Source organism: Leifsonia williamsii, assembly GCF_030433685.1.
Taxonomy (GTDB): Bacteria; Actinomycetota; Actinomycetes; order Actinomycetales; family Microbacteriaceae; genus Leifsonia; species Leifsonia williamsii.
Window position 1 is genome coordinate 3,123,299 of sequence record NZ_JAROCF010000001.1, and the last position, 20,997, is coordinate 3,144,295.

Consider the following 20,997-nt stretch of genomic DNA (forward strand, 5'->3'; position numbering starts at 1 on the left):
CGATATCGGCGACGACTGGGGTTTTCTTGTGAACGCACCGGTTGTAACGTGACCGAAACGCACGCTATTCCGCGGGGATGTCGAGGGCCGGATCGGCGAGCGTCTCGGCGATCGCGCGGTCGACGACGAGCCTCCGGATGGTGGCCCTGTCACCCTGCAGGGCGAGTTCGACGACGCGTGTGCCGGCGGGGGTCGAGATGCCCACGAACACCGTCCCGACCGGACGCCCGCCCTGCGGGTCCGGGCCGGCCACCCCGGTCGTCGCGAGACCGATGTCGGCCGGCCGGCCGTCCACGGCGAGCCGCTGCCGGACACCGTCGGCGAGTTGGCGGGCGACCTCCGGGTGCACCGGGCCTTCGGCGTCGAGCAGGTCGGCGTCGACACCGACCAGGGTGTGCTTGAGGGCCGTCGCGTAGACGACGACGCCGCCGAGCACGACCGCGGAGGCGCCCGGCACCCGCGTGAGCTCGGCCGTCAGCTCCCCGCCGGTCAGCGACTCCGCCGCCGCGATGGTGAGCTGCCGGTCGCGGAGGAGCCGGATCAGCTCCGCGGTCGCGTCATCCGAGGGCACGGCGCGCGCGGCGGCCCTTGTAGGCCTGCCAGAGGTAGTCGAAGCCGGTGACCACGGTGAGGATGACCGCGATCGTCATCAGGATGCCGTTGAGCCAGAAGATCCAGTCGCCGACGATCGTCCAGAGCGGGAACAGCGCGAACGAGATGGCGACCGACTGCGCGATGGTCTTGAGCTTGCCGCCGCGGGAGGCGGCGATGACGCCCTGCCGGATGACCACGAACCGGTACAGCGTGATGCCGACCTCGCGGACGAGGATCACGACGGTGATCCACCACGGCAGCTCGCCGAGGATGGACAGCGCGATGAGCGCTCCGCCGGTGAGCACCTTGTCGGCGATCGGGTCGAGCAGCTTGCCGAGGTCGGTGACGAGGTTGTTGCGCCGGGCGATCGCGCCGTCGACCCCGTCGGTCGCGATCGCGAGCACGAACAGCACGGCCGCCGCCCAGCGCAGGCCGCCGTCGTGACCGGCGTCGGCCAGCAGCATCCAGACGAACAGCGGAGCCAGCAGGATGCGGACGACCGTGATCACGTTCGGGACGTTCCAGTTGCTGGCGCGCCCCTGGCGGCCCTCCGCCGCGGCCGGTGGAGGGGTCTCGGACGACATCGCGGTCACTACTCCCTGCCGGTCAGCTGCCAGGCGTCCTCGTCGGAATCGCCCTCGACCTCAGGATAGCCCGCGGTCATCTCCGCGACGGGGTCGGCGCCGTAACGGTCGCCGTCATCGTCGACGCCCGCGGGGGCGGCCGGGGCTGCGGCGGGAGCCGATGCTCCCGGTGGCATGCCCGAGGGCGCCGGACCGCTCGGGGAGGCAGAGCCTCCGCCGCTCCCTCCGCCCGGGGGCTCCTCGCCGCGCAGCCGCGCCAGGACGCCCGGCAGCTGCTCCACGGTGACGAGCACGTCGCGCGCCTTCGACCCCTCGGACGGGCCGACGATCTCGCGCGACTCGAGCAGGTCCATGAGACGCCCCGCCTTGGCGAAGCCGACGCGCAGCTTGCGCTGCAGCATGGAGGTGGAGCCGAACTGCGACGACACGACCAGCTCGGCGGCGGCGAGCAGCAGCTCGAGGTCGTCTCCGATGTCGGAGTCGATCTGCTTCTTCTCGGCGCCGGCCGTGACGTCCTGCCGGTACTCGGGACGCGCCTGCCGCGTGACGTGGTCGACGACCTTCTGGATCTCGTTCTCGTTGACCCAGGCGCCCTGCACGCGGATGGCCTTGGAGGCACCCATCGGCAGGAACAGCCCGTCGCCCTGGCCGATCAGCTTGTCGGCGCCCGGCTGGTCGAGGATGACGCGGGAGTCGGTGACGCTGGTCACGGCGAACGCGAGCCGCGACGGCACGTTGGCCTTGATCAGACCGGTGACGACATCGACCGACGGGCGCTGCGTCGCCAGCACGAGGTGGATGCCGGAGGCGCGCGCCAGCTGCGTGATGCGCACGATCGAATCCTCGACGTCGCGCGGGGCGACCATCATCAGGTCGGCGAGCTCGTCGACCACGACGAGCAGGTAGGGGTAGGGCTTGAGCTTGCGCTCGCTCCCCTCCGGCAGCACGATCTCGTTGTTGACGACCGCCTTGTTGAAGTCGTCGATGTGCCGGAAGCCGAAGCTCGCCAGGTCGTCGTAGCGCATGTCCATCTCTTTGACGACCCACTGCAGCGCCTCGGCGGCCTTCTTGGGGTTCGTGATGATGGGCGTGATCAGGTGCGGGACGCCGCCGTAGATGGTGAGCTCGACGCGCTTCGGGTCAATCAGCACCATGCGCACCTCGGACGGCTTCGCGCGCATCAGCAGGCTGGTGATCATCGAATTGACGAAGCTCGACTTTCCGGAGCCGGTGGAGCCGGCCACCAGGAGGTGCGGCATCTTCGCGAGGTTCGCCACGACGAAGCCGCCGCCCACATCCTTGCCGACGCCGATCGTCATCGGGTGCACGCTCTTGGTCGCAGCCGGCGAGCGGAGCACATCGCCGAGCGACACGATCTCGCGGTCGCTGTTCGGGATCTCGACACCGATCGCGCTCTTGCCCGGGATGGGCGAGAGGATGCGGACCTCGTTGCTCGCGACCGCGTACGACAGGTTCTTGCTGAGGGCGGTGACCCGCTCGACCTTGACGCCGGGGCCGAGCTCGATCTCGTACTGCGTCACCGTCGGGCCGCGGGAGTACCCGGTCACCTTGGCGTCCACGCCGAACTGGGTGAGCACCTCTGTGATCGCGGCGACGATCTCCTCGTTGGCGCTCGACCGGGTCTTGGCGGGCGTGCCCTCCGACAGCATGGAGGCGGCGGGGAGGTCGTACGGAGCAGCGGGCCCCTCGTCGGACGGGACGGACGACGTCTCGTCGAAGTCGTCGGCCGACCCCGCCTGGAACCCCGGCAGCACCGCTGAGGCGCCAGGGACGCCGGCTGCACCCGGCACGCCGCCCAGAGGCGCGCCCGCCTTCGCCGTCTCCGGGATCTCTCCGGTGAAGCGCTGGAGGGCGTTCTCGGCCTGGGCGAGCTCGCTCAGGACCTCGGTGTTGTAGTGATCGCTCTCGGGATCGGGCTCCAGAGCCGTGGCGAACTCGCCCTTGCCTCGCTCGGGCTTTCCGAAGACCTCGGTGAGGCCGTCCTGCGGGGCGTCGCCGTAGTCCGGGTCCTCCTCGCGCTGGGACTTGTTGCGACGCCACCAGGGCAGCGCCGCGGCGTCCTCCTCGGCGTCGTCGTCGATGCCGTCGAGCTCAACCTGGCGGGTCTTGGCCTCCTTGGCGGCTTCGCGGGCCTCCTTCGCCTCCTGCCGCTCCTCCTCCGTGCGCAGCTGCGCGCCGAAGAGATAGGAGTAGAGCTCGCGGATGCGGGAGGGCAGCTTGTTCGGCGGCGTCTTGGTGATGATGAAGAGACTGAGCAGCAGCAGCAGGATGATCACCGCTCCCGCGCCCCACGGCGTGATCACGAGCGACAGCGGCGCCGCGATCAGCCAGCCGAGCACGCCGCCCGCCTGGGCCAGCGCGGCCATGCCGTCGGTCGGGGACGGGTGGTGGCTGAAGAGGTGGCAGAGCGAGGAGATCATGAGCAGCAGCAGCCCGACGCCGATGCCGATGCGGGTGTTGTCGTGCACCGAGCTGGGGTGGCGGAACAGCCAGGCGGCCATGAGCACCATGATGACCGGCAGCGCGAAGGCGACCCGCCCGAACAGCATGCCGAACGTCCACGCATCGAGCATGCGCGCGACCTTGTCGTTGATCAGGAACCACTCGACGACCGCGCCCGCGACCGCGAGCAGGACGAGGAAGAACGGGAAGCCGTCGCGCCGCTCCTCTTTGCTGAGCTGCTCGGGCCCGAGCGCGCGGAACGCGGCGCCCGTGAGGTGCGCCAGCCCCATCCAGGCGCGAACGAGCGGACTCGGCCCCGCGTCGGCGGCCGGGTAGGCGACCGTCTTCTGTGCGGCCGTGCCTGCCGGCTTGCGCGCGGTCGAGCCGCCGCGACCGGAGTTCCGGGCGCGCGATGTCGACTTGGTGCTCGTAGCCATAGGCATCACGGTACTTCGCAGCGACGACACCGGCCGGTTCCCGCGCTGAAATGTGGAAAATCCGTGGCCCGCGTACGGGTGGGGACGACAGCGGACTCCGTGCTGTCGACGGGATCGCTCAGCGCAGCGTCCGCACCATCGTGTCCGCCGTCTCGCGCTGCCGCGCCGTCGTGAAGCCCTCGCTCACATACAGCCGGTGGGCGAAGTTCCCGCGTTCGACGCTGAGGCTGACGCGCGTCGCGCCTGCCTCGGCGGCCATCCCGAGCAGCTCCTGCAGCAGCGCCCGGCCGGCCCCGCGGGCGCGCCACACCGGGTACACGCCGAGGGTGAGCTCGGGGACCCCGACGGCGACGAATCCGGCGCCGGGCGCGTTGGCCGGGAAGAGACGGGCCCAGCACGCGCCGACGGCGACGCCGTTCGCGTCCTCCGCCACGCAGCCCAGGTCGCCGGGACGCCGCCAGCCGGCGATGTAGCGGAGCACGGCGGGGTCCTCCAGGACGGTGAGGCGCGCACGGGACCGCGCAGCATCCCAGTTCGCCGCCTCCACCAGCATGTCGGTGAGCACCCGGGCGTCCGCGCCGGTCGCCGGGCGGATCCGGAACCCGCTCATGGCGGAAACCTACTCGGCCTCGTGTTTCGCGCGGGTAACGGCGCTGCCGCTAGAAGCGGATCGCGTCGATCACCTTCACCCGCACCGCCACGAGCGCCGGCAGCAGTCCGGCCAGCGCCCCGACCGCGGTGGCGGCGACGAGTCCGACCACCGCCGCCTCGACGGGGAACGGCGGCGGGTCCGCGATCATGCCCTGCCCGAGCAGCTCCTCCACCCAGGGGCTCTTCACGATCAGGATGGACGCGCCGACCCCCGCCGCACCCGCGACGACCGTGGCGACCACGCTCTCCATCATCACCGCGAAGAACACGCGGGGAGCCGTCGCCCCGAAGCTGCGACGCACGCCGATCTCTCGGATACGGTGACGCACTGTCACCAGCGCGATGTTGACCAGCCCGAGCGCGCCGAGCAGCAGGATCAGCACGGCGATGCCGGTGACGAGGAGCTTGAGGACCAGCAGCGGGTCGTCACCCTGCGAGGCGAGGTAGTCCTGCCGGTTGACGCTCACCGCCCCCGGCCCCAGCGCCTGCTCGAACTCCCGCGTGATGGCCGCTGTCAGGTCGTCGCCGAGCTCGGGCGGGACCCAGGCCTCGAGCGTCGGCGATCCGTACTGCTGCGGATCGGCCGACGAGAGCGCGCCGGCCGTCGCTCCGAGGAGGAAGGCGGCCGGCTGGTCGTCGTAGCCCGGTGACGCCACGACGCCTCTGATGACGGCAATGACGCTCTGCTCACCGCGCAGGACCGTCGCCGTCGGGTGGCTGTCGAGCGGCGGGTTGCCGAGCTGCGCCCAGAAGGCGGCGTTGACGACGATGGAGGGCGCCAGCAGCTCGCGGTCGGCGGGCACGAACCAGCGGCCCTCACGCATCACCGTGCGGTGCATCACCGCGTACGGCTGATCGACCGTCTGGGTGGAGACCTGGACCACTCCGGTGCGGAACTGCACACGCATGGCGCCAGGGGCGTTCTGCGAGCTGTAGCGGATGTCGTGGCGCGCGAGGATCGTCGCCCACGCGCCGTCGAGGCGCTCCTGGCTCGCCGTCGCCGGGTCGCCCGACGGGTAGACCGCGATGAGGGCAGGACGGCCCCCGTACCGCTCGTTGTTCTCGCGGATGCCCTGCTCGGCGATTCCGGCGAGGCCGACGACGGAGCTCAGCGCGCACACCGCGACGCCGACGCCGAGGAGCGAGAGGAGGACGCGGGTGCGGTGGATGCGCAGCTCCTGCCACGCTTCGACGACCGCTCCCCACACGGCCGCGACGACGTTCACGCGGCGACCTCATCGGATTCGGCGACGCCCGGCTCGTCCGGTCGCAGCCGCCCGGCGTCGAGCCTGTACCGGCTCGCCGAGCGCGCGGCCACCGCAGGGTCGTGCGTGATGACGACGAGCGCGGCGCCGTTCTCGGCGGCGACCTCCTCGAGCAGATCGATGACGGTCGCGCCGGTGTCGACGTCGAGGGCGCCGGTCGGCTCGTCGGCCAGGATCAGCCGGGGGCCGCGGACGAGCGCCCGGGCGATGGCCACGCGCTGCTGCTCGCCGCCCGACAGCACCTCGGGACGGGAGTCGAGCCGGTGCCCGAGACCGACCCGGTCGAGCATCTCGGCGGCGAGCGCGCGGCGGCGCCAGAATGCGCGGCCGGATGCGTAGAGCAGCGGCGTCATGACGTTCTCCAGCGCGGTGCGGCCGGAGAGGAGGTTGAACTGCTGGAACACGAACCCGACGGAAGCCCCCCGCGTGCGATCGCGGGCGCGGCCGCGGAGCCGCTCGACGGGCACGCCGTCGAACGCGAAGCTCCCGCCCGTCGGCGCGTCGAGCAGCCCGAGGATGTTGAGCAGCGTGGACTTGCCGGAACCGGAGCGACCGACCACCGAGACCCGCTCCCCCGCCGCGACGTCGAGTTCGATCCCGCGCAGGATCGTCAGCGGCTCGGCATCGGGGATGCGGACCGTCTTCTCGACGCCGTCGAGGCGCAGGAGGCTCACGGCGCCCCCGCCTGGCCGCACAGGGTCACGCCGGTGCCCGCCTCCGTGCAGGGGCCGCCGGTCTCCGTCGCGTCGGCGCCCGGGACGAACTGGAGGATGGCGTCGCCTTCTGCGAGCCCGTCCTTGATCTCGACCGAGGTGCCGTCCGTGAGACCGAGCACCACCGGATGCTCCTTCGGCGCGGCGCCCTTCTCGTCCGGGAGGTAGACGACGCCGGTCCCCGCCGAGCCCTTCACCGCCGTCGTCGGGACCGTCAGCACTCCTTCGGCCTTGCCCGCGGCGATGGTGATGTCGGCGCTGAGACCCGCGAAGACCGTCGTGTCCGCAGGCACGGCACAGCGCACGGTCGTCGTCGGAGTCGACCCGCCGCCTCCCCCGCCCGTCGCGGCGTCTGGCGCCCCGCCCGAGGGCGGCGCTGCTGCGGCGGTCGCGGGCGGGGTCGTGATGGTGAGGCCCGTGCACGTGAATGGCGCTGGCCCTCCCTTCACCGTCACCGTCGCCGACTCGGGGCGGGCGACCAGGCGGTACTGCAGCTCTGGCGACAGGGTCGCCGTGGCGGAGAAGGTGGACGGCGCCACCGCGCCGACCACGTCGCCGATCGCGACGGTCTGACCACTCAGAACGGGGAGTTCCGAGACGATGCCCGCGATGGGCGCGGTCACCTCCGAGTACTGGACGAGCGGCTCGCGCTGCTGCACCGTCTGGGAGCCGTCCGGGGCGGTGGACACCACGGGGTCGCGGGGCGTCTCGGTCTTCACGTCGAAGAGCACCGTCCCGGCGTCGACGTGCTGGCCCACCGCCACCTGCACCTCGTCAACGGTGCCGGCCGTGGTCGCACGGGCGGGCGTGGCATCGTCCGCGACGATCGACCCGGTCACCCGGACGTCGTTGAGGATGGTGCCCGTCTGCACGGTCGTGACCGGATCGCTCAGCTCACCGGTCGGCACGGCCGGATCACTCGCCGCGGCCTCCCCGGAAGGGAAGAACGCGAGCTTGACGAGCGCGGCCGCGATGACGGCGATGAGCACGATCCTGAGCGCGGGCAGCACCCAGCGACGCATGACCCCCATGTCGAATGTCCCCCTGACTCGACGCGCGTCGGCGCCGACTCCCCCAGTATGTCAGATATTAAGGAAGCGTCACGCCTCGATCACCAGCGGCACGATCATGGGCCGGCGACGGTAGCTCGTGTTCACCCAGCGGCCCACCGTGCGACGGACGACCTGGGACATCGCGTGCGAGTCGCGGACGCCGTTCTGCGCCGCGTCGGCGAGAGCGGCCGCGATCTTCGGCTTGACGTCGTCGAACACGGCGTCGTCCTCCGCGAAGCCGCGGGCGTGGATCTCCGGCCCGGTGACGATGCGGCCGGTGGCGGCCTCCACCACGACGATGATCGAGATGAAGCCCTCCTCGCCGAGGATGCGGCGGTCCTTGAGGTCGGCGTCGGTGATCTCTCCGACGCTCGACCCGTCGACGTAGACGAAGCCGAGATCGAGCTGGCCGACCACGCGTGCGACACCGTCGCGCAGGTCGACGACCGTGCCGTCCTCCGCGAGGATCGTGTTGCGCTCCGGCACGCCGGTGTCCATCGCGAGCTTCGCGTTCGCGACGAGGTGGCGGTACTCGCCGTGGACCGGCATGACGTTGCGGGGCTTCAGGATGTTGTAGCAGTAGAGCAGCTCGCCCGCGGCCGCGTGGCCCGAGACGTGGACCTTCGCGTTGCCCTTGTGGACCACGTTGGCGCCGAGCTTGGTCAGGCCGTCGATCACGCGGTACACGGCGTTCTCGTTGCCCGGGATGAGGCTGGAGGCCAGGATCACGGTGTCGCCGTGGCCGACCTCGATCTGGTGGTCGAGGTTCGCCATGCGCGCGAGGACGGCCATCGGCTCGCCCTGGGAGCCCGTGGACATGTAGACGATCTCGTCGTCGGGGAGGTCGTTGGCCTTCTTGTAGTCGATCAGCACGCCCTCCGGCACCTTGAGGTACCCGAGCTCGGCGGCGATCGTCATGTTGCGGACCATGGAGCGGCCCAGCAGCGCGACGCGACGGCCGTTGGCGGCGGCGGCGTCGAGCACCTGCTGCACGCGGTGCACGTGGCTGGAGAACGAGGCGACGATCACGCGGCGCGGGGCCCGCGCGATGACGGTGTCGAGCACCGGGCCGATCGAGCGCTCCAGGGGCGTGAAGCCGGGGACGTCGGCGTTGGTGGAGTCGGCCAGGAACAGGTCGACGCCCTTCTCCCCCAGGCGGGCGAAGGCCCGCAGGTCGGTGAGCCGGTCGTCCAGCGGCAGCTGGTCCATCTTGAAGTCGCCCGTGTGCAGGACGACGCCGGCCGGCGTCGTGATCGCTACCGCGAGCGCGTCGGGGATGGAGTGGTTGACCGCGACGAACTCGAGGTCGAACGGGCCGAGCTGCTCGGTCTGCCCCTCCTTGACCGTGAGCGTGTACGGCTGGATGCGGTGCTCCTTGAGCTTCGCCTCCACCAGCGCCAGGGTCAGGCCGGAGCCGATCAGCGGGATGTCCTTGCGGAGCTTGAGCAGGTAGGGCACCGCGCCGATGTGGTCCTCGTGGCCGTGCGTCAGCACGACGCCCAGGACGTCGTCGAGCCGGTCGCGGACCGGTCCGAAGTCGGGGAGGATGAGGTCGACGCCGGGCTGGTCTTGCTCGGGGAACAGCACGCCGCAGTCGACGATGAGGAGCTTGCCCTCGTACTCGAAGACGGTCATGTTGCGGCCGATCTCGCCGAGACCGCCGGTGGGGATGATCCGGAGCGTCCCCGGCTGAAGCGCCGGGGGCTCGGAGACCTGGTTGGGCATCTGCCCTCCTTGTCGGATTCGCTGCAATGAGGGCGCGCGAGCGCCCGGGGCCGGTGGTGCGGCGGCCCCTACCGCGTGGTCCCGGCGATTCTGGGCAGTGCTCCACCGGCGGCCGCGTTGCGGTCGGGCCGGAAGTTGGAGAAGTCCACGCCGGGGATGTCTTTGACGAGGTCGAGCTCGTCCTCGATCTGGGCGGCCTCCCACTCCTCCGGCCCGACGAGCGGCAGGCGCACGCGCGGGCTGGAGATGCGACCGAGGCCATGAAGGATGTACTTGGCGGCGACCGTACCCGGCACGTGCGTCATGACGGCGCGCACGAGCGGTTCGAGCTTCTGGTGCGCCGCTGTCGCGGTCGCGAGGTCGCCCGCGTTGACCGCGTCGACGATCTGGCGGTACGGCGTCGCCGCGACGTTGGCCGTCACGCCGATGAGGCCGGTGGCGCCGATCGCGAGGTGCGGGAGCACGTTCGCGTCGTCGCCGGAGAAGTACATCAGGTCGGTCTGGTTGAGCACCCGGCTCACCTCGCTGAAGTCGCCCTTGGCATCCTTGATCGCGAGGACGTTCGGGTGCTTGGCGATGCGCAGGATGGTCTCGTACTTGATCGGGACGCCGGTGCGGCCCGGGATGTCGTACAGGATGACCGGGAGGTCGGTCGCGTCCGCGATCATGCGGAAGTGCGTGAGGATGCCGGCCTGGGTCGGCTTGTTGTAGTACGGCGTGACGACCATCACGCCGTCGGCGCCGGCCTTCTCGCTCTGCTGGTAGAGCTGGATGGCGTGCGCGGTCTCGTTGGAACCGCCGCCGGTGATGATCTTGGCGCGGCCGCCGGCGACCGACTTGCCGACCTCGACCAGCCGGAGCTTCTCGGGGTCGGTGAGGGTGGAGGTCTCGCCGGTCGTGCCGGTGACGACGATGCCGTCGGCCCCGGCGTTGATGACGTCGTCGATGTGCTTCTCCACGCCGGCCCAGTCGACCTCGCCATCGGCGGTGAAGGGCGTGACCAGGGCGACGAGCACCTGGCCGAACGGATTCTCGTGGGACGACATGGCACCAGGCTATCGGGTCGCGCCCCGCCGTCGCCTCCCGGCCGCAGAATGTGGAGAACCCGCCGCGAGCCGCTCCCTGTGGAGGCGCACGCGGCGAAACCGGGAATCAGCCGAGCGCCCGCCGAGCGTGTCGGAGCCCGACAGTAGTCTGGTGCGATCCGCCCGGCCGGCGACCGGCCCGGCCAGCGGCGGACCGACGAAGGAGGCCCCATGGCAGTCACCAGCGAATCCACCACCGTCTGGAACGGCGACCTCACGTCCGGCTCGGGCCGGGTCACCCTCGACTCGTCGCACGCGGCGGAGCTCGACGTCAACTGGAAGGCGCGCTCGCAGGGCGGCGCCGAGGTCACCACGCCGGAGGAGCTGCTCGGCGCCGCGCACGCCGCCTGCTTCTCGATGGCGTTCTCGAACGTCCTCGCCGGCTTCGGAACGCCGCCCGAGAGCATCCAGACCACCGCGGCCGTCACCTTCGACCCGGCGCAGGGCATCACCGGCAGCCACCTGCTCGTGAACGCGCGCGTCCCCGGCCTCGCGGAGGACGACTTCGAGCGGCTGGCCGACGAGGCGAAGCGCACCTGCCCGGTGTCGAGGGCGCTGGTCGGCATCCCGATCACCCTCGAAGCGACCCTGGCCTGAGCCATGCGCGTGCTCGTCTCCGGGGCCTCGGGCATGATCGGCACCGAGCTGGTCCGTCAGCTCACGAGCGGCGGCCACGAGGTGCGCCGGCTGGTCCGCGGCGAGCCGCACGGCGCCGACGAATTCGCCTGGGCACCCGCGACGCGCACGATCGACGACCGCGCGCTCGACGGCGTCGACGCGGTCGTGAACCTCTCCGGCGCCTCCCTCGCCCGGCTGCCCTGGACGCGCTCACACCGGCGGCGCATCCTGTCGTCGCGCATCGACACGACGGGCACGCTGGCCGACGCGCTGCGCCGCCGCGAGCAGCCTCCCGCCGTGCTGATCAACGGCTCGGCGGTCGGCTTCTACGGCGACCGGCCCGGGCAGACGCTGACCGAGCAGTCGCCGAAGGGCAGCGGCTTCCTCTCCGACGTGGTCGAAGCGTGGGAGGCGGCGGCGCACCTGGCGCCGGAGACCACGCGCGTCGTGACGCTCCGCACGGGCGTGGTCGTCGGCCCCGGCGGTGCGATGAAGCCGCTCCTCCCGATCGCGAAGCTCGGGCTCGCGGGGCCCATCGGCGGAGGCAGGCAGTACTGGCCGTGGGTGAGCCTGCATGACGAGGCCGCGGCGATCGTCCACCTGTTGACGTCGTCGCTCTCGGGGCCGGTCAACGTGGCGGGTCCCGAACCGGCGACGGCCGGCGAGGTCGTCGCCGCGCTCGCGCACGCGCTGCACCGGCCCTCCGCTGTCCCGGTCCCCCGGTTCGCGATCGAGCTCGCCCTGCGCGACGCCGGCCGCGAGATGCTGCTGTCGAGCCAGCGGGTCGTGCCGCAACGGCTGCTCGATGACGGCTTCGTGTTCCGCGACCGCACCGTGAGCGAGGCGATACAGGCTCTGGTGCAGCAGAACGAGGAGGCGGCCTAGCGGTCGCTGGTCCGGTACAGCCGGATCGCCCGCCGCAGCGCACCGCGTGCGCGCCGCCGGTCGCCGGACGCGTCGTAGGCCAGGCCGAGCCGGAACCAGGCGCGCCAGCTCTCGGGCTCCGCCTCCACCTCGGCCTTGTAGCGGGGGAACTCCTCGTCGGCGGCGTCGCGCAGCGGCCGACCGCTCGTGCGGGTGGGCAGCTCCTCCACCGGGAGGTTGCCCTCCGCGTCGAGGATGCGGACCAGCTTCTCGGTCTGCGCGCCGAACAGCAGCTCGCGCCCGATCGCCCAGGCCGCGATCACCGGCAGCACGAGCAGCGCCACGCCCATGACGACACCGACGGCCTCGCCGGTCTGCATGAGCATGACGGCGCGCTGGAACACCAGCACCAGGTAGACGAGCAGGATGAGCGCCATCACGATGGCGGCGATGCGGTTCCTCACCGGGCGCTCGTCACTGCTCGCGGACGGTGCGACGCGGCGGCTCGCCGTTCGGCTCGGCGATGCCGAGGTCGACGAGCTTGTCGAGGCCGACGATCACGCCGGTCGTCGTGGCGGCCGCACGGAGTGCGAGCAGGATGCCCGCCTCGTACGCCTCCGGGCTCACGGTGTCGTGCGTGATGGTGAGCGTCTCCCCCGCCCCGCCGAGGATCACCTGCTGCTGGGCGACGACGCCGCGCATCCGGAGGCTGTGGATGGGGACGCTCGCGACCTGCTGGCCGCGAGCCCGCTGGTCGGTGTGCGGCGCCTCCACCGGTCCGATCGCGGCGCGCGCCGCGCCGATGAGCTCGGCCGTGCGCACGGCGGTGCCGGAGGGCGAGTCGACCTTGCCGGCGCCGTGCGCCTCCACGATCTCGATGGAGTCGAAGAAGCGCGCGGCCACGGTCGCGAACGCGGTACCGAGCGCCGAGCCGAGCGAGAAGTTGGGGATGACGACCGCGCCGCGGCCCTCGTGCTGAGCGACGCGTCGCTCCAGGTCGAGGATGCGGTCGGCGGACCAGCCGGAGGTGCCGACCAGCACGTTGAGGCCGTTGTCGATCGCGTAGGCGACGATCTCGGGGCTCACCTGCGGCAGCGTCATGTCGACGAGGACGTCGGCGCCGAGCATCTCGTCGAGGGAGGAGCGGGAGCCGAGCCTGGCCACCAGCTCCAGGTCGTCCGCCTGCTCGATCAGCCGGGCGGCGACGCTGCCGAGTCTTCCGCTCGCACCGGCGAGGGCCACGCGTATCGTCACCCGTCCACCCTAACCCCCGGCCGCGGCGGGCACCGCGGGCTACGCTGGGCCGATGGTGTCCTTCGCAGATGTCAGCGTCACGGACGCGTCCGCCCATCGGATGCTCGCCGACTACTTCGCCGAGCGGGCGGCGACCTTCCCCGCCTCGCAAGGCGCGTACCGCACGACGTTCCCGGACCCCGGGCAGTTCGTCCCGCCGAAGGGCGTCTTCCTGCTCGCGTACGACGAGGACGGCGAGGCCGGCTGCGGCGGCATCCGCGAGCTGCCGGTGTCGATCGCCGACGCCGAGGAGGGTCAGGCCGTGGTGCGCTACGAGATCAAGCACCTGTGGGTGGCGCCCGGCCACCGCCGCCGCGGCCTCGGCCGGGCGATCCTCGCCGAGCTGGAGCACCGCGCCCGCGGCTTCGGCGCGACCGAGGTCGTGCTCGACACGAACAGCAGCCTGGAGGCGGCGGGAGCGCTCTACCGCACCCACGGCTACGAGAGCATCCAGCCCTACAACGACAACCCGAACGCGACCGACTGGTTCCGCAAGCCGCTGGCCTGAGCCAGGTCGCCGGCCCGGAGCGAGCGCGACTCAGACGGGCTGCAGCTCCGGGAGGCCGGTGCGTAGCTCCACGGGCAGGTGGCCCAGGTCGTTGTGCACCACGAGCACGGGAGGCTTCGCCGAGCGCACGCGGATGATCGTCAGGCCGCAGTTGGCCTGGTTGAGGCCCAGCCAGCGCCAGGCGGGCGCGTCGAAGACGTGCCGCACGAACCAGCCGATGACGAAGTTGTGGGTGACCAGGAGGTCGTGCCGGTCCCCCATCGCCGGCGTGAGGAACTCGTGCACCGCGTCCTCCATCTGCGCCCGGCCGGCCTCGATCTCGGCCTCGGTCACCGGGCCGAAGAACGACTCGAACGCCTTGGGCATGTCCGGCGTCGGGCCCGACGGGATGCAGTCGAACAGCAGGCTCGACGGCTCGGGCGAGAGCGCTGGCATCCGCTCGGCCATGATCGCCGCCGTCTCGGCGGCGCGGTTGAGCGGCGAGTGGTACATGGCGGTGAACGGGATGCCGCTCAGCCGCTCCGCGATCAGCTGCGCCTGGCGCTTGCCGCGCGGCGACAGCGGGCCGTCGGGGAGGCCGTGCTCGGCATCCTGCTGCTCGCCATGACGCACGAGGTAGAGGTAGTGGGGCACGGGAAGCCTTTCAAGGAGTGTGGTCGGGAGCGGCGGATCAGGGAGCGAGACCGGCGAACATGTCGTCGGTGACGCTCCCCACCGCAGAGACGGAGACCGGCCGCCCGGCGAGGTCGCCGGCGAGGGCCCGCACGTCGTCGGCGCTGACGAGGTGGAGGCGGCGGAGGCTCTCGTCGAGGTCGGCGAACTCGCCCAGGCTGATCTCGGCGCGTCCGAGCCGCGACATCCTGGTGTCGGAGTCCTCCAGGGCGAGGGCGGCCCCGCCGGAGAGCTGGCCGACGGCGCGGCGCAGCTCCTCGGTGGTGACGCCGTCGTCGGCGAGGCGGTGCAGCTCGGCGAGCATGAGCTCGGCGACCTGGCGGGCCTTGGCAGGCGAGCAGCCCGCGTAGAGCCCGAAGATTCCGGCGTCGGAGTACGAGCCGGAGAACGAGTAGACGGAGTAGGCCAGGCCGCGCTTCTCGCGCACCTCCTGGAAGAGCCGGCTGGACATCCCGCCGCCGAGCACCGAGTTGAGGACGCTCATCGTCGTGCGGCGCTCGTCGGTGGCGACGATGCCGGGGAGCCCGATGAGGAGGTTGGCCTGCTCGGTCGGGCGCTGGACGGTGACGACGGAGGCGGCGCGGCTGATCTGCGCCGCGACCGTCGGGCGGCGCTCCACCGGGCTCGCGGTCTGCTGCGGGTCCCAACCGGCGGCCGCGAGCGCGCGGGCGACGCCGTCGACGAGGAGGTCGTGGTCGACCGCGCCCGCCGCCGTCACGACGAGGTCCTGCGGGCGGTAGTTGGCGCGATAGTGCTCCCACACGGCGTCACGGGTGGCGGCGCGGATGGTGTCGGGGCGGCCGCCGATCGGCCGGCCGAGCGGGTGGTCGCCCAGCACGGCCGAGAACAGGCGGTCGTTGGCGACGTCGGCCGGGTCGTCCTCGGCCATCGAGAGCTCTTCGAGGATGACGCCGCGCTCGTTCTCGAACTCGGCCGGGTCGAGCACCGAGGACGTCAGCATGTCGCCGATCACCTCGACGGCCATCGCGAGGTCGCGATCCTGCACCTTCGCGTAGTAGCAGGTGTACTCCTTGGCCGTCATCGCGTTGTGCTCGCCGCCGACGGAGTCGAAGGAGACGGCGATGTCGAGGGCGGTGCGCCGGGACGTGCCCTTGAACAGCAGGTGCTCGAGGAAGTGCGTGGACCCGAGGCTGCCGGGCGCCTCCTCCCTCTCGTCGCGGGAGCCCACGGCGACCCAGTAGCCGAGGGTCGCGCTGCGGGCGCCCGGCACCTGCTCGCTGAGCACGCGGACGCCGCTCGGCAGGACGGTGCGGCGCACGAGCGCCTCGCCGGACGCGGCGAACGACAGATCGGCCACACCGAGCGGGAGGTCGACTGCGCTGTTCATCCCCTCCACCCTACGCCAGAGGCCCGGCGCGCCTCGTCGCGAAAATGGGGACAGAAAGACTGGTCTGTCCATCTGTATACTGAGGGGACCACCGGGCGCTCCCTCCCCCTGGACCCGCCCGGTGGACCCCCTGAATCCTGGAGGCGCGCCGCCTCCCAGCCCGAAGGAGCCGACCGGATGGTCGTAACCGCCCGAGCGACCATCCGGCCGCCAGCGCCCTCGAAGATCAAGATCCTCGCCACCGCGGACGAGCTCTTCTACCAGGAGGGCATCCACACCGTCGGCGTCGACCGCATCATCGCGGGCGCCCGGGTCACGAAGGCCACCTTCTACAAGCACTTCCGCTCGAAGGACCTGCTCATCATCGCCTACGTGGAAGGCCGCGACCGCCAGGTGCGCGAGTGGTTCGCCGCGCAGGAGGCCGAGGGCAGGAACCCCCGCGACATCGCCCGCGCCCTCGTCGACTCGATCAACGAGCAGGCGATCCGGCCCGGATTCCGCGGCGACCCGTTCATCAACGCGGCCGCGCAGTTCGCCGACGAGTCGCACCCGGTGCGCGTCGCCGTCACAGCGCACCGCGACTGGTACGCGAAGCGGATCGAGGAGCTGTTCCGGCAGATCGGCCACCCGCACCCGGGCGACGCGGCCGACGACCTGATCCTCGCCCGCGACGGCGCGCTCGCCGGCGGCTACGTCGGCGACCCGATCGCGGCCGGAGCGGCGCTGCACCGCTCGCTCGACCGCATCCTCGCCGAGGCGTAGGGCGGCTACTCCGAGACGCGGTCCAGGTCGAGCATCTGGGCGCGGGTGAGGCGGATGCCCGCCGCGGCCATCAGAGCGTCCACCTGCTCGGGGCGGCTGGCGCTGGCGACGGGTGCCACGATCGTGCGCTTGGCCAGCAGCCAGGCGATGGCGATGCTCGCCGGGGTCGACGCGTGCTCGGCGGCGATGCGGTCGAGGGTGGCGAGCACGCGCTGACCGCGGCGGTTGACGTATGCAGACGCCCGCACGCTGCGCGCGTCCGCCGTGAGGTCGGCCTTGCTGCGGTACTTGCCCGTCAGGAAGCCGTTGGCGAGCGCGTAGTACGGCATCACCGCGAGGCCCTGCGCGGCCGCGACGATGCGCAGCGCGCTCTCGAACTCGGTGCGGTGCACGAGGTTGTACTGGTTCTGGATCGCGACGAACTTCGGCAGCCCGGCGGAGGCCAGGATGCGCGCCTCGATCAGCCGGTCGGCGCTGAAGTTGGAGGCGCCGAGGTAGCGCACCTTGCCGGTCTCGATCAGCCACTCGGCGGTCGCGAGGCTGTCCTCCAGCGGCACCTCCGGGTCGTCGTCGTGGAAGTAGAGGAGGTCGATGCGGTCGGTCTGCAGACGCTCCAGCGACGCCTCCACCGCCCGGACGATGCTCACCGAGCCGAGGCCCGGGTTGTCGTGGTGGCGGCCGACCTTGGTGGCGACGACCAGGTGGTCGCGCACGCCGCGGTCGCGCATCCACTTGCCGATCAGCACCTCGCTGCGACCGCCGACGTAGCTGTCGGCGGTGTCGATGAAGTTGCCGCCGCGGGCCGCGAACCGGTCGAGGATGGCGAGAGAGGTGTCGCCGTCGGCGGTCCAGCCGAAGACGCTCGCGCCGAGCGACAGCGGGAAGACGGTCAGGTCGCTCTCGCCGATACGCCGCGGGGCGATGATCGACAGCGGACCCGTGCGCTCGAGCAGCGGGTCGATGTCCAGCGGCCCGCCGGTCGCCGTCGACGGCTCGGTGAAGGCGCGGGCGGCAGCCGTCGAGGCGCCTGCCGGGGCTGCGGTGGTCGCTGTGCCGATCGCTGCGGCGGCGCTCAGCCGGACGGCGTCGGAGGCGGCAGCGGCGTCGAGCGCGGCGGCGGCGTGCGACGCGTGCGCGGCGTCGAGGGCGGTGGCCGCGTCGACAGCGGCGGCGGCGTCGGAGGCGGCGGTCAGCGCAGCGGCGTCGGCGGCAGCCGTGCCGGCGGAAGCTGTATCGGTGGCGGTGGCATCGGCGGCGGTGCGGCCGGCCCCCCGGCGGAGGCGGAGCGGCAGCAACTGTGGCATCGCGTCCCCTCCCTCCGCGGCACGACCTCCGCGGTACGACCTTCACATCCGGCTCGACCATGCACTCGAATCGATTCGGAATCCGTGGATTCTCGAATCCTCACTTGCAGGGTACGGCAAACCTCTGACGCGCCCGGGACCGAATCGGTGAACACGACCGGAATGGACCATCACGATCTGATCACGGCGGCGGGTCGCCTCCCCCGGCCTGATCCGGGCCTCCGGATCAGGCCCGCCGCAGCACGGCTCGCGCGTGGGCGAGCACCGGTCCGTCGACCATCCTGCCGTCGTGCCGGAACACTCCCCCGCCGGCCTGCTCGGCGGCGGCGAGCAGCGCTCGCGCGGCCTCGACGTCGGCGGCGTCCGGACGGTAGGCGGCCCTGATCGTGTCGACCTGACCGGGGTGGATGCACGCGGTCGCGGCGAAGCCGACGGCGGCGGCGTCCTCCGCCTCGGCGGCGAGCCCGTCGAGATCCGCGATGTCGAGGTGCACGGTGTCGATCGCGTGCCGTCCGGCCGCGCCCGCGGCGAGGAGCACGGTCGAGCGCGCGTGCACGGCCACGTCGCGGTAGCGGCCGTCGGCATGGCGGCTGGAGGTGCCGCCGAGCGAGGCGACCAGGTCCTCCGCCCCCCACATCAGCGCGAGCACGCCCTCGGCCTGGGCCAGATCGCGGGCGGCGAGCACCCCGCCGGCGGTCTCGCAGAGGGCGATGACGTCGTACCGGATCAGCCCGGCCAGGTCGTCGACGTGCTCCGCCTTGGGCAGCATGACCGTGCGGTACGGCGTCCGGGCGAGCGCGGCGAGGTCGGCGTCGTGGTCCGCGGTGCTCGCGGGGTTCACGCGCACGATGACGCGCGTGGGGTCGAGGGTGTCGGCGGAGGCGGCGAGCCCCTCCCGCGCTTCCGGCCGCCGGGCGGGATCGACGGCGTCCTCGAGGTCGAGGATGACGGCATCGGCGCGCTGCAGCGCCTTCTCGTAGCGCTCGGGCCGGTCGGCAGGGCAGAAGAGCAGCGCCGGGCCCCACGGGAAGTCGGCCCCAGTCATGTCGGCCCCAGTCGACTCCTCCGTCACTCCCGCTCCTCCTGCGGCTCGCCCACCGGCTCCGCCGCGGCGGACGCGCCTTCGGCGGCGAGGCCCTCGTGCGCGTCCCTGCACCACACCATCACCTGTCGCACGGCCGTGGCGACGACGACGCCGTCCTGGTTGCGGCCGGTGTGCTCCAGCGTCACGATGCCCTGGCCGGGGCGGGACGCGGAGAGCCGCTTGGCGAGCACGACCGTCTCGGAGTACAGCGTGTCGCCGTGCCGCAGCGGGTGCGGGAACGCCACCTCGCTGAAGCCGAGGTTCGCGACGATCGTGCCCTGCGTCAGCTGCGCGACGGAGGCCCCGACGATGGTGGCGAGCGTGAACATGGAGTTCACGAGCCGGCCGCCGAACGGCTGCCGGGCCGACCAGGCCGCGTCGAGGTGCAGTGCCTGGGTGTTCATGGTGAGGGTCGTGAAGAGGACGTTGTCGGCCTCCGTCACCGTACGACCCGGGCGGTGGAGGTAGCGGGTGTCCGGCTCGAACTCCTCGTAGTAGAGGCCGCGCTGCTCGATCTCCTTCATCCGCGCACCTCCTCGGCATCCAGCGCGACCGTGAGCGGCGCGCCGGTCGCGGCGACGACCTCCTCGACCGTCGCCCCGGCAGCGAGCTCGCGCAGCACGAGCCCGTCGCCTGTCACGTCGATGACGGCGAGGTCGGTGATGATGCGGTCGACGCAGCCGGTGCCGGTGAGCGGGAGGCTGCACTCCCGGACGATCTTGGGCCGCCCCTCCCTGTCGACGTGCTCCATCATGACGATCAGCCGCTTGGCGCCGAAGACGAGGTCCATCGCCCCGCCCATGCCCTTCACCATCTTGCCGGGGATCATCCAGTTGGCGAGGTCTCCGGTCTCCGACACCTCCATCGCCCCGAGCACCGCGAGGTCGACGTGGCCGCCGCGGACCATGCCGAACGACAGCGACGAGTCGAAGAAGGCGGCTCCCGCGTTGACAGTGACGGTCTCCTTGCCGGCGTTGATCAGATCGGGGTCGACGGCGTCCTCGGCCGGGTACGGGCCGACGCCGAGCACGCCGTTCTCGGAGTGCAGGATGACCTCCACGCCCTCCGGGATGTAGTTCGGGATCAGCGTCGGCATGCCGATGCCGAGGTTGACGTACTGGCCGTTCTCGAGCTCGCGCGCCACACGGGCGGCGAGTTCGGTGCGGGTGAGGCTCATCGGGTGCTCCCTTCGGAGGTGCCTGCGGGTGCGGCGGCGACGGTCCGCCGCTCGATCCGCTTCTCGACGCCGGGCGCGTGCACGACGTGCTGGACGAAGATGCCCGGGCAGTGCACGGCGCCGGGGTCGAGCGCGCCCGGCTCGACGAGCTCCTCCACCTCGGCGATGGTCACCCGGCCCGCCATCGCGGCGAGCGGATTGAAGTTCATCGCCGCCGCGTGGAAGACGAGGTTGCCGTGCCGGTCGCCCTTCGCGGCGTGGACGAGCGCGAAGTCGGGCCGCAGCGAGCGCTCCAGCACGTAGCGGGCGCCGTCGAAGTCGCGGACCTCCTTCGGCTCGGAGGCCACCGCGACCGACCCGTCGGCGGCGTAGCGCCGGGGCAGGCCGCCCTCCGCGATCTGCGTGCCGACGCCGGCCGGGGTGTAGAAGGCGGGGATGCCCGCTCCCCCGGCCCGCAGCTTCTCGGCGAGGGTGCCCTGCGGGGTGAGCTCGACCTCCAGCTCGCCGGAGAGGAACTGCCGCGCGAACTCCTTGTTCTCGCCGACGTACGAGCTGATCATCTTGCGGATGCGGTGCTCGGCGAGCAGCAGGCCGAGACCCCAGTCGTCGACGCCGCAGTTGTTGCTGACCACTTCCAGATCAGTCGTGCCGGCCTCCAGCAGCGCCTGGATCAGCGCGCTCGGGATGCCGCACAGCCCGAAGCCGCCGACCGCGAGGGTGCTGCCGCTCGGGATGCCGGCGACCGCCTCCGCGGCGCTCGCCACCGTCTTGTCGATCACTGAGTCCTCGCTTTCCAGT

At 72.0% G+C, this 20,997-nt stretch carries 22 protein-coding genes; 4 read left to right on the top strand and 18 right to left on the bottom strand.

Going from position 1 to position 20,997, the window contains the following annotated elements:
* Positions 1-64: 64 nt before the first annotated feature.
* From P5G50_RS14750 to dapA, 9 genes are all read right to left on the bottom strand, one after another.
* Positions 65-571 carry a CinA family protein gene (locus P5G50_RS14750; RefSeq protein WP_301212507.1) on the bottom strand — a complete coding sequence of 169 codons (507 nt, stop codon included), beginning with the start codon at positions 569-571 and terminating at the stop codon, positions 65-67.
* A complete protein-coding gene (gene pgsA / locus P5G50_RS14755; RefSeq protein ID WP_301212506.1) occupies positions 558-1,178 on the bottom strand; it encodes a CDP-diacylglycerol--glycerol-3-phosphate 3-phosphatidyltransferase in 621 nt (206 codons plus the stop codon). Before pgsA ends, P5G50_RS14750 begins: the two co-directional genes overlap by 14 nt.
* A gap of 8 nt (positions 1,179-1,186) precedes the next feature.
* Positions 1,187-4,078 (bottom strand): FtsK/SpoIIIE family DNA translocase, encoded by a 2,892-nt coding sequence (locus P5G50_RS14760; protein WP_301212505.1) that lies wholly within the window; start codon positions 4,076-4,078, stop codon positions 1,187-1,189.
* Between the two features lie 118 nt (positions 4,079-4,196).
* Positions 4,197-4,688 carry a GNAT family N-acetyltransferase gene (locus tag P5G50_RS14765; RefSeq protein ID WP_301212504.1) on the bottom strand — a complete coding sequence of 164 codons (492 nt, stop codon included), beginning with the start codon at positions 4,686-4,688 and terminating at the stop codon, positions 4,197-4,199.
* Between the two features lie 49 nt (positions 4,689-4,737).
* The gene (locus P5G50_RS14770; RefSeq protein WP_301212503.1) at positions 4,738-5,955 is read right to left on the bottom strand and encodes an ABC transporter permease; all 1,218 of its coding nucleotides are present in this window, start codon (positions 5,953-5,955) and stop codon (positions 4,738-4,740) included.
* The gene (locus P5G50_RS14775; protein ID WP_301212501.1) at positions 5,952-6,668 is read right to left on the bottom strand and encodes an ABC transporter ATP-binding protein; all 717 of its coding nucleotides are present in this window, start codon (positions 6,666-6,668) and stop codon (positions 5,952-5,954) included. Before P5G50_RS14775 ends, P5G50_RS14770 begins: the two co-directional genes overlap by 4 nt.
* Positions 6,665-7,738, bottom strand: a complete 1,074-nt coding sequence (locus P5G50_RS14780; RefSeq protein ID WP_301212500.1) for an efflux RND transporter periplasmic adaptor subunit — start codon at positions 7,736-7,738, stop codon at positions 6,665-6,667. The genes P5G50_RS14775 and P5G50_RS14780 overlap by 4 nt, the downstream gene beginning before the upstream one ends.
* Before the next feature lie 69 nt (positions 7,739-7,807).
* Entirely contained in the window at positions 7,808-9,484 is a 1,677-nt protein-coding gene (locus P5G50_RS14785) for a ribonuclease J (RefSeq protein ID WP_301212499.1), read from the bottom strand.
* A gap of 68 nt (positions 9,485-9,552) precedes the next feature.
* The gene (gene dapA / locus P5G50_RS14790; protein ID WP_301212498.1) at positions 9,553-10,530 is read right to left on the bottom strand and encodes a 4-hydroxy-tetrahydrodipicolinate synthase; all 978 of its coding nucleotides are present in this window, start codon (positions 10,528-10,530) and stop codon (positions 9,553-9,555) included.
* Positions 10,531-10,740: 210 nt separating this feature from the next.
* Between dapA and P5G50_RS14795 the strand changes: the two genes are divergently transcribed.
* Together P5G50_RS14795 and P5G50_RS14800 are read left to right on the top strand one after the other, a co-directional pair.
* The gene (locus P5G50_RS14795) at positions 10,741-11,166 is read left to right on the top strand and encodes an OsmC family peroxiredoxin (RefSeq protein ID WP_301212497.1); all 426 of its coding nucleotides are present in this window, start codon (positions 10,741-10,743) and stop codon (positions 11,164-11,166) included.
* A 3-nt stretch (positions 11,167-11,169) separates the two neighbouring features.
* A complete protein-coding gene (locus P5G50_RS14800) occupies positions 11,170-12,072 on the top strand; it encodes a TIGR01777 family oxidoreductase (RefSeq protein WP_301212496.1) in 903 nt (300 codons plus the stop codon).
* Here P5G50_RS14800 and P5G50_RS14805 read toward each other — a convergent pair.
* Complete coding sequence (locus P5G50_RS14805) at positions 12,069-12,515, bottom strand: tetratricopeptide repeat protein (RefSeq protein WP_435870901.1); 447 nt, start codon at positions 12,513-12,515, stop codon at positions 12,069-12,071. The genes P5G50_RS14800 and P5G50_RS14805 overlap by 4 nt on opposite strands.
* 10 nt (positions 12,516-12,525) lie before the next feature.
* Positions 12,526-13,305: a 4-hydroxy-tetrahydrodipicolinate reductase gene (gene dapB / locus P5G50_RS14810; protein ID WP_301212495.1), complete on the bottom strand. Its 780-nt coding sequence runs from the start codon at positions 13,303-13,305 to the stop codon at positions 12,526-12,528.
* A 52-nt stretch (positions 13,306-13,357) separates the two neighbouring features.
* Here dapB and P5G50_RS14815 point away from each other — a divergent pair, with 52 nt between their 5' ends.
* On the top strand, positions 13,358-13,852 hold the full coding sequence (locus P5G50_RS14815; RefSeq protein ID WP_301212494.1) for a GNAT family N-acetyltransferase: 495 nt from the start codon (positions 13,358-13,360) through the stop codon (positions 13,850-13,852).
* A 30-nt stretch (positions 13,853-13,882) separates the two neighbouring features.
* Here the strand turns inward: P5G50_RS14815 and P5G50_RS14820 are convergent, their stop codons facing one another.
* Both P5G50_RS14820 and P5G50_RS14825 read right to left on the bottom strand, forming a co-directional pair.
* Positions 13,883-14,485: a histidine phosphatase family protein gene (locus P5G50_RS14820; RefSeq protein WP_301212493.1), complete on the bottom strand. Its 603-nt coding sequence runs from the start codon at positions 14,483-14,485 to the stop codon at positions 13,883-13,885.
* Between the two features lie 37 nt (positions 14,486-14,522).
* Positions 14,523-15,872 carry a M16 family metallopeptidase gene (locus tag P5G50_RS14825; protein WP_301212492.1) on the bottom strand — a complete coding sequence of 450 codons (1,350 nt, stop codon included), beginning with the start codon at positions 15,870-15,872 and terminating at the stop codon, positions 14,523-14,525.
* A 177-nt stretch (positions 15,873-16,049) separates the two neighbouring features.
* Between P5G50_RS14825 and P5G50_RS14830 the strand changes: the two genes are divergently transcribed.
* Positions 16,050-16,634, top strand: a complete 585-nt coding sequence (locus P5G50_RS14830) for a TetR/AcrR family transcriptional regulator (protein ID WP_301212491.1) — start codon at positions 16,050-16,052, stop codon at positions 16,632-16,634.
* A gap of 5 nt (positions 16,635-16,639) precedes the next feature.
* On the opposite strand, the gene P5G50_RS14835 is transcribed toward P5G50_RS14830, so the two are convergent.
* The 5 genes from P5G50_RS14835 to P5G50_RS14855 all read right to left on the bottom strand — a co-directional run bounded on the left by P5G50_RS14835 (position 16,640) and on the right by P5G50_RS14855 (position 20,978).
* On the bottom strand, positions 16,640-17,938 hold the full coding sequence (locus P5G50_RS14835) for an aldo/keto reductase (protein WP_301212490.1): 1,299 nt from the start codon (positions 17,936-17,938) through the stop codon (positions 16,640-16,642).
* A 226-nt stretch (positions 17,939-18,164) separates the two neighbouring features.
* Positions 18,165-18,983: an HpcH/HpaI aldolase/citrate lyase family protein gene (locus P5G50_RS14840; protein WP_301212488.1), complete on the bottom strand. Its 819-nt coding sequence runs from the start codon at positions 18,981-18,983 to the stop codon at positions 18,165-18,167.
* Between the two features lie 23 nt (positions 18,984-19,006).
* A complete protein-coding gene (locus P5G50_RS14845; protein WP_301212486.1) occupies positions 19,007-19,546 on the bottom strand; it encodes a MaoC family dehydratase in 540 nt (179 codons plus the stop codon).
* Complete coding sequence (locus P5G50_RS14850; protein ID WP_301212485.1) at positions 19,543-20,199, bottom strand: CoA transferase subunit B; 657 nt, start codon at positions 20,197-20,199, stop codon at positions 19,543-19,545. Before P5G50_RS14850 ends, P5G50_RS14845 begins: the two co-directional genes overlap by 4 nt.
* On the bottom strand, positions 20,196-20,978 hold the full coding sequence (locus P5G50_RS14855) for a CoA transferase subunit A (RefSeq protein WP_301212484.1): 783 nt from the start codon (positions 20,976-20,978) through the stop codon (positions 20,196-20,198). Before P5G50_RS14855 ends, P5G50_RS14850 begins: the two co-directional genes overlap by 4 nt.
* Positions 20,979-20,997: the final 19 nt, after the last annotated feature.